This is a genomic window from Streptomyces sp. NPDC059456 (assembly GCF_042750055.1).
Classification (GTDB): domain Bacteria; phylum Actinomycetota; class Actinomycetes; order Streptomycetales; family Streptomycetaceae; genus Streptomyces.
Map to the genome: position 1 here is coordinate 1 of NZ_JBHYVA010000079.1, position 6,637 is coordinate 6,637.

General features: G+C 71.4%; 5 protein-coding genes. 2 read left to right on the forward strand and 3 right to left on the reverse strand.

Translation table 11 applies throughout. The annotated features are described in order from the left end of the window. Positions 1 to 68: 68 nt before the first annotated feature. Together pruA and ACFXA3_RS10255 are read right to left on the reverse strand one after the other, a co-directional pair. Positions 69 to 1,700 carry an L-glutamate gamma-semialdehyde dehydrogenase gene (gene pruA, locus ACFXA3_RS10250; protein WP_385184584.1) on the reverse strand — a complete coding sequence of 544 codons (1,632 nt, stop codon included), beginning with the start codon at positions 1,698 to 1,700 and terminating at the stop codon, positions 69 to 71. Positions 1,701 to 1,730: 30 nt separating this feature from the next. Beyond that, the gene (locus ACFXA3_RS10255) at positions 1,731 to 2,657 is read right to left on the reverse strand and encodes a proline dehydrogenase family protein (protein WP_328763794.1); all 927 of its coding nucleotides are present in this window, start codon (positions 2,655 to 2,657) and stop codon (positions 1,731 to 1,733) included. A gap of 197 nt (positions 2,658 to 2,854) precedes the next feature. Between ACFXA3_RS10255 and ACFXA3_RS10260 the strand changes: the two genes are divergently transcribed. Then, complete coding sequence (locus ACFXA3_RS10260) at positions 2,855 to 4,078, forward strand: PucR family transcriptional regulator (protein WP_385184588.1); 1,224 nt, start codon at positions 2,855 to 2,857, stop codon at positions 4,076 to 4,078. A gap of 43 nt (positions 4,079 to 4,121) precedes the next feature. Here the strand turns inward: ACFXA3_RS10260 and ACFXA3_RS10265 are convergent, their stop codons facing one another. Beyond that, a complete protein-coding gene (locus tag ACFXA3_RS10265) occupies positions 4,122 to 4,715 on the reverse strand; it encodes a TetR/AcrR family transcriptional regulator (protein ID WP_385184591.1) in 594 nt (197 codons plus the stop codon). Between the two features lie 102 nt (positions 4,716 to 4,817). Between ACFXA3_RS10265 and ACFXA3_RS10270 the strand changes: the two genes are divergently transcribed. Continuing rightward, positions 4,818 to 6,479, forward strand: a complete 1,662-nt coding sequence (locus tag ACFXA3_RS10270) for an MFS transporter (RefSeq protein WP_385184594.1) — start codon at positions 4,818 to 4,820, stop codon at positions 6,477 to 6,479. The last annotated feature ends 158 nt before the right edge of the window (positions 6,480 to 6,637 follow it).

Genomic DNA, 6,637 nt, shown 5'->3' on the forward strand with positions numbered 1-6,637 from the left:
TTTGCGTCTGGGGGGCTCGCGCACGGGGGGCGGGGCTCAGCGGGGCGGGATCACCGGGATCACCGGGATCAGCCCATGTGCGGGTAGCCGTACTCGGTCGGCGCGACCAGCGTCTCCTTGATGGAGCGGGTCGACACCCAGCGGTGCAGGTTGCTCGCGGCGCCGGCCTTGTCGTTGGTGCCCGAGGCACGGCCGCCGCCGAAGGGCTGCTGGCCGACGACGGCGCCGGTCGACTTGTCGTTGATGTAGAAGTTGCCCGCCGCGAAGCGGAGCTTCTCCATCGCGTCCGCGGCCGCGTAGCGGTCGGCGGCGATGATCGAGCCGGTCAGCGCGTACGCGGAGACGGACTCCATCTGCGCCAGCATCGCGTCGAACTCGGCGTCCTCGTAGACGTGGACGGCGAGGATCGGGCCGAAGTACTCGGTCGTGAAGACCTCGTTCTCCGGGTCGGTGCACACGATGACGGTCGGGCGGACGAAGTAGCCCTCCGAGTCGTCGTAGCTGCCGCCGGCGACGATCTCGCAGGTCGGGTCGGCCTTGGCGCGGTCGATCGCGGCCTTGTTCTTCGCGAACGAACGCTCGTCGATGACGGCGCCGATGAAGTTGGTCAGGTCGCGGACGTCACCCATGGTGATGCCGTCGACCTCGGCCGCGAAGGCCTCCTTGAAGCCGTCGTTCCAGATCGAGGCCGGGATGTAGGCGCGCGAGGACGCCGAGCACTTCTGGCCCTGGAACTCGAAGGAGCCGCGGGTCAGGGCGGTCTTCAGGACGGCGCGGTCCGCGGACGGGTGCGCGACGACGAAGTCCTTGCCGCCGGTCTCGCCGACCAGGCGCGGGTAGGACTTGTACGTCTCGATGTTGTTGCCGACCGTCTTCCACAGGTACTGGAAGGTCTTGGTCGAACCCGTGAAGTGGATGCCGGCCAGCTCGGGGTGGTTCAGGGCCACCTCGGAGACGGCGATGCCGTCGCCCGTCACCAGGTTGATGACGCCCTTCGGCAGGCCGGCCTCCTCCAGGAGCTCCATCAGGAGGACCGCGGAGTGGGTCTGCGTCGGGGACGGCTTCCACACGACCACGTTGCCCATCAGGGCGGGGGCGGTCGGCAGGTTGCCGGCGATGGCCGTGAAGTTGAACGGCGTGATCGCGTAGACGAAGCCCTCGAGCGGGCGGTGGTCGCTGCGGTTCCACACGCCGGCGGAGTTCGCCACCGGCTGCTCGGCCAGGATCTGGCGGGCGAAGTGGACGTTGAAGCGCCAGAAGTCGACGAGCTCGCACGGGGTGTCGATCTCGGCCTGCTGCGCGGTCTTCGACTGGCCCAGCATGGTGGAGGCGGCCAGCTTCTCGCGCCACGGGCCGGACAGCAGCTCGGCGGCGCGCAGGATGATGGCGGCGCGGTCGTCGAAGGACATGGCGCGCCAGGCCGGGGCGGCGGCCAGGGCGGCGTCGACGGCCTCGCGGGCGTCGTCCTCGGTGGCGTTGGCGTAGGTGCCGAGCACGGACTTGTGGTCGTGCGGCTGGACCACGTCGAAGCGCTCGCCCCCGCCCATGCGCTTGACGCCGTTGATCGTCATCGGCAGGTCGATGGGGTTCTCGGACAGCTGCTTGAGCTGCGTTTCGAGGCGCGCGCGCTCCGGGGTGCCGGGGGCGTACGAGTGGACCGGCTCGTTGACCGGCGCGGGGACCTGGGTCACAGCATCCATGGGACTGGTAACTCCTTGACCTGGTTCTGGCTAGTTCTTGGTGATCATCGAGCGGAGGAAGAACAGGAGGTTGGCCGGCTTCTCGGCGAGGCGCCGCATGAAGTAGCCGTACCAGTCCGTCCCGTACGCGGTGTAGACGCGCATCCGGTGGCCCTCGGCGGCGAGCCGCAGGTGCTCCTCGCTGCGGATGCCGTACAGCATCTGGAACTCGTACTCGTCCAGCTTGCGCCCCGCCGTGCGGGCGAGCTCCTGGGCGATGGCGATCAGGCGCGGGTCGTGCGACCCGATCATCGGGTAGCCCTCGCCCTCCATCAGCGTCTTCAGGATGCGGACGTACGCCTTGTCGATCTCGGCCTTGTCCTGGTAGGCGACCTCGGCGGGCTCCTTGTAGGCGCCCTTCACGATCCGGACGCGGCTGCCGGCGGCGGCCAGGCGGCGGGCGTCGGCCTCGGTGCGGAACAGGTACGCCTGGATCACGCAGCCGGTCTGCGGGAAGTCCCGGCGCAGCTCCTCGTGGATGGCGAACATCGAGTCGAGGGTGGTGTGGTCCTCGGCGTCCAGCGTGACGGTGGTGCCGATGGCGGCGGCGGCCTCGACGACCGGGCGGACGTTGGCGAGGGCGAGCTCGTGGCCGCCCTCCAGCGCCTGGCCGAACATCGACAGCTTGACGGACATCTCGACGGTCTCGCCCAGTTCCAGGCCCGCCAGGTGCTCGATGAGTTCGAGGTAGGCGTCACGCGCGGCGTAGGACTGCTCCACGGTGGTGATGTCCTCGCCCACCACGTCGAGCGTGATCTCCAGGCCCTTCTGCGTGAGGTCCCTGACGATCGGGATGACCTGGTCGACCGTCTCGCCGGGGATGAACCGGGTCACCACGGGCTTGGTCACCGGGGCGGCAGAGACGATTCGGCGCATCTTGTCGCTGCGCGAAGCGGCGAGGATCGCGGGACCCAGCACGGGGCACCTCCTACAGGTGGCAGAAGCAGGCTCGCGGTCCGCGCGGGGTGGGCGGGACCGTAAGGAAAACGCGAGTAAAACCACCGTGAAACCTAAGGATCGCTTTGATCCTCTGCCATCGACAGCTGTCACGCATCCGTGTCCCCGATCTCATACATCTGTCTGAAGACCGGGTTTCCGGGTGGGAGAATGTCCGGGTGAAGGGCGATTACCAGGACCTGGTGGACGAGATCTCGGCGCTGCTCGGTGCCCCGGCGACGCTGGAGAACCGGGACTTCCGCCTCATCGCCTTCGGCGCGCACGACAGCGACGACGATCTCGCCATGGACCCGGTACGCACCCGCTCGATCCTGACCCGGCAGTCGACGGCGGCCGTGCGGGCCTGGTTCGAGGCCTTCGGCATCGCGCGGGCCACGGGGCCGGTCCGCATTCCGGCGGCCCCGGACGCGGGGGTCTTCCGGGGGCGGATCTGCCTGCCGGTGCGCTACCGGGGGATCGTGCAGGGGTACGTGTGGCTCCTCGACCAGGAGCCCGGCCCCGGGCCGGAGGTCCTCGCGGCCGCCATGGACGTGGCCGAGCGGATCGGGATCCTGCTCGCGGAGGAGGCGAAGGCGGGGGCCGACCTGTCCCGGGAGTTCCGGGCGGTGCTCACGGCCGGCCGGGGCTGGGAGCAGGACATGGCGGTGGCCGCGCTCCGGATGGCCCTGGGCGCGGGGGCGGACGGGCTGCACGCGGTGGTGTGCGTGACGCCGTGGACCGGCGAGGCCCCCGCCTCGGTGCCGGGCACGGCGGCGGTGTGCACCGTCCCCCGGCCGGGGGACGGAGAAGACGGCGGCCGGGCCGGCGGGGCCGGGGCCGAGAGGGGCTCCGCATCCGGGCCGGGCTCCGGGGACCGGCCGGCGCGGCGGTCCGGACAGGCCCTCGCCGTACTGGTCAGGCTGCGTTCCGCCGAGGTGCTCGTCCCCGCCGAGGGCGTGGCGACCCGGCTGCTGGCCCAGGGCGGCGCGACCGCCGGGATCGCGGAGCCCCACCGGGGGCTGGCGGCCCTGCCCGACGCCTGGTCGCAGGCCTCGGCGGCGGCGGTGGCGGCCGCGGCCCAGCCCCGGTTCGGCACGGTGGCCCGGTGGTCGGCGATCGGCCCGTACCGGATGCTGGCCGCCCTCGCGGCCGCCGGTCCGGTGGGCGATCCGGCGACCCGGGTCCTGCGGGAGCCCGCGCACCGGGAACTGGCCCGTACCGCCGAGCTGTTCCTGGACTGCGCGGGCCAGGCGGGCCGCGCGGCGGCCGCCCTCGGCATCCACCGCCAGACCCTGTACTACCGGCTGGGACGGGTGGAGCAGCTGACCGGCCTGGACCTGGACGACGGCGAGGACCGCCTGTTGCTCCACATGGCCCTCAAAACGGCCCGCCTGCACGGCTGAACGCCTGCCCGCGCACCCGGCCGGATACCCGCACGGCCGGGCCTCAGGCGGGGGCGCCCGCGTCCTTGCCGTTCACCATCATCTGCGCGGCGCGGCGCATGCCTTCGGTCAACTCCTCGGCGGTGACGGCGTTCTCGGGGTTGTACAGCCACTGCACCATCATCCCGGAGACCAGCACCTGGTACAGCCCGCCCAGGGTCCGGATGTCCCGCTCTTCGAGCCGCTCCTCCGGGATGCCCGTGAACATCTCGGTCAGCCCCTTGCGCCCCTCGCCCTCCGAGGACACGACCATCTCCCGCAGCTCCGGAAGCCGGTCGCCGTTCATCGCGATCTCCAGGCTGGCCGTCCACATCGGGGCCGCCTGGTCGCGCTGTCCGATCACGCCGTCCCAGATCGAGCGGAAGCGTTCGAGCGAGCCGCCCTCACCCGTGACGTCCGGCTTGAAGGAATCGCCCCACTCCTCGGCGATCGCGATGAACGCCTGGGTGAGCAGGGCGTCCTTCGAGCCGTAGTGGTAGCCGATCGACGCCAGGTTCGCGCCGGAGGCGTTGACGATGTCGCGCGCGGTCGTCCGCACGAAACCCTTCTCGACCAGGCACTTCTTCGCGCCTTCGAGCAGATCTTCACGGTGTCCCATGCCCTCACCGTATCAAGACGGCCGTCATAGACGACAGTCTCAAACGCACGTCCCATACGGACGTACTAGACAGGCGTTTATGACGCTTGTACATTGCTGCTCATGACGAACCCCTCCGCACCTCTGGCCGGCCGCCGGGAATGGACCGCCTTCACCGTCCTCCTGCTGCCCCTGCTCCTGGTCTCGATGGACGTCTCCGTCCTCTACTTCGCCATCCCGGCCATCACCCGGGAGCTGGACCCGAGCGCCACCCAGCAGCTCTGGATCTTCGACAGCTACGCCTTCGCCCTCGCCGGCCTGCTGATCACCATGGGTTCGCTCGGTGACCGCATCGGCCGCCGCAAGCTGCTGCTGACGGGCGCGACCGCCTTCGGCATCGCCTCCGTCTGCGCCGCCTACGCCACCAGCGCCGAGATGCTGATCGCGGCCCGGGTGCTGCTCGGCGTCGGCGGCGCGACCCTGATGCCCTCCACGCTGGCCCTCGTGCGCAACCTCTTCCAGGACGCGAAGCAGCGCGGCCAGGCCATCGCCATCTGGTCCGGGGCCATGACCGGCGGCATCGCCCTCGGCTCCGTGATGAGCGGCGTGCTGCTGAACCACTTCTGGTGGGGCTCGGTCTTCCTGATCAACGTGCCCGCGATGCTGCTCCTGCTGGTCCTCGTCCCCATGCTGGTCCCGGAGTTCAAGGACCCGGCGCCCGGCCGCTTCGACCTGCTGAGCGTCCCGCTGTCGATGGCCGCCGTGCTCCCGGTCGTGTACGGCCTGAAGGAGATCGCCGCCGAGGGTGCCCGGCCGCTCCACCTGGTCTCCGTGGCCGTGGGCCTGGCCTTCGCGGCCATCTTCGTCCGGCGCCAGCGCACCCGTGACGACGCCATGGTCAGCCGTGCCCTCTTCCGGGGCCGCGGCTTCGGCGCCGGGATCGCCCTCAACACCATCGCCGCCTTCGCCATGATGGGCTCGGCCTACTTCACCACCCAGTACCTGCAGTCGGTGCTCGGCATGGGGACGCTCGAGGCCGCCCTGTGGAGCCTCGCGCCCTCGCTGGTCATCGGCGCCGCCGCCCCGGCCGGCGCGGCCCTGGCCCGCACGACCGACCGGGCGTACGTCATCGCCGGCGGCTTCGCCCTGGCAGCCGGCGGGTTCGCCCTGATCAGCCTGGTCGGCAGCGACTCCCTGTGGCTGCTGCTGACCGGCGCCGGGGTGCTCGCCTCCGGCATCGTCACCGTGATGTCCCTGGTCTCCGACATGGCGCTGGGCTCGGCTCCCGCGGAGAAGGCCGGCTCGGCCGCGTCCCTGCTGGAGACCGGCCAGGAGTTCGGCGGCGCGCTGGGCATGGCGGTCCTGGGCAGCCTCGGCACGGCCGTCTACCGCTCCGACCTGTCGGACGCGGCGCCCGCCGCCCGGGAGACCCTCGGCGGCGCCGTCGCCACCGCCCACCAGCTCGGCGGTGCGGCCGGCGAACAGCTGCTGGCCGTGGCCCGCGAGGCCTTCGTCCACGGCATGCAGTACGCCGCCTTGGGCGGTACCGCCCTCCTGCTCGCCGCCGGTGTCCTCGCGGTGGCCCTGATGCGCGGGCTCGGCGCCCCGGCCGCGGAACAGGCGCAGGCCGAAGGGGCCGCGGAGCCCGTACAGGCCGCGGAGCCGACCGAGGAGACCGAGGGCGTCGAGGACGTCGAGGACGTCGAGGAGCTGGCCGGGCAGCTCGCGTCCCTGGCCGGGGAGATCTCGGAGCTGGCCGACAAGGCCGCGGCCCTCAGGAGCTGAACCCTGTACGCCAGAGCAGAGCAGCCACGGAACACGACGATGGGGGCCGGGGGGGGGCCCCGGCCCGCCCCCCGACCGGGAGCTGTTGGTTGAGAGCACCCGCGGGGGGCCCCGGGGGGGATTCACAAAAAACACCCCCCCCCAACCCAAAAAGACTG

Coding starts and splice junctions, on each gene's coding strand:
- pruA (WP_385184584.1), bottom strand. CDS start 1,700: ATGGATGCTGTGACCCAGGTCCCCGCGCCGGTCAACGAGCCGGTCCAC.
- ACFXA3_RS10270 (WP_385184594.1), top strand. CDS start 4,818: ATGACGAACCCCTCCGCACCTCTGGCCGGCCGCCGGGAATGGACCGCC.
- ACFXA3_RS10265 (WP_385184591.1), bottom strand. CDS start 4,715: ATGGGACACCGTGAAGATCTGCTCGAAGGCGCGAAGAAGTGCCTGGTC.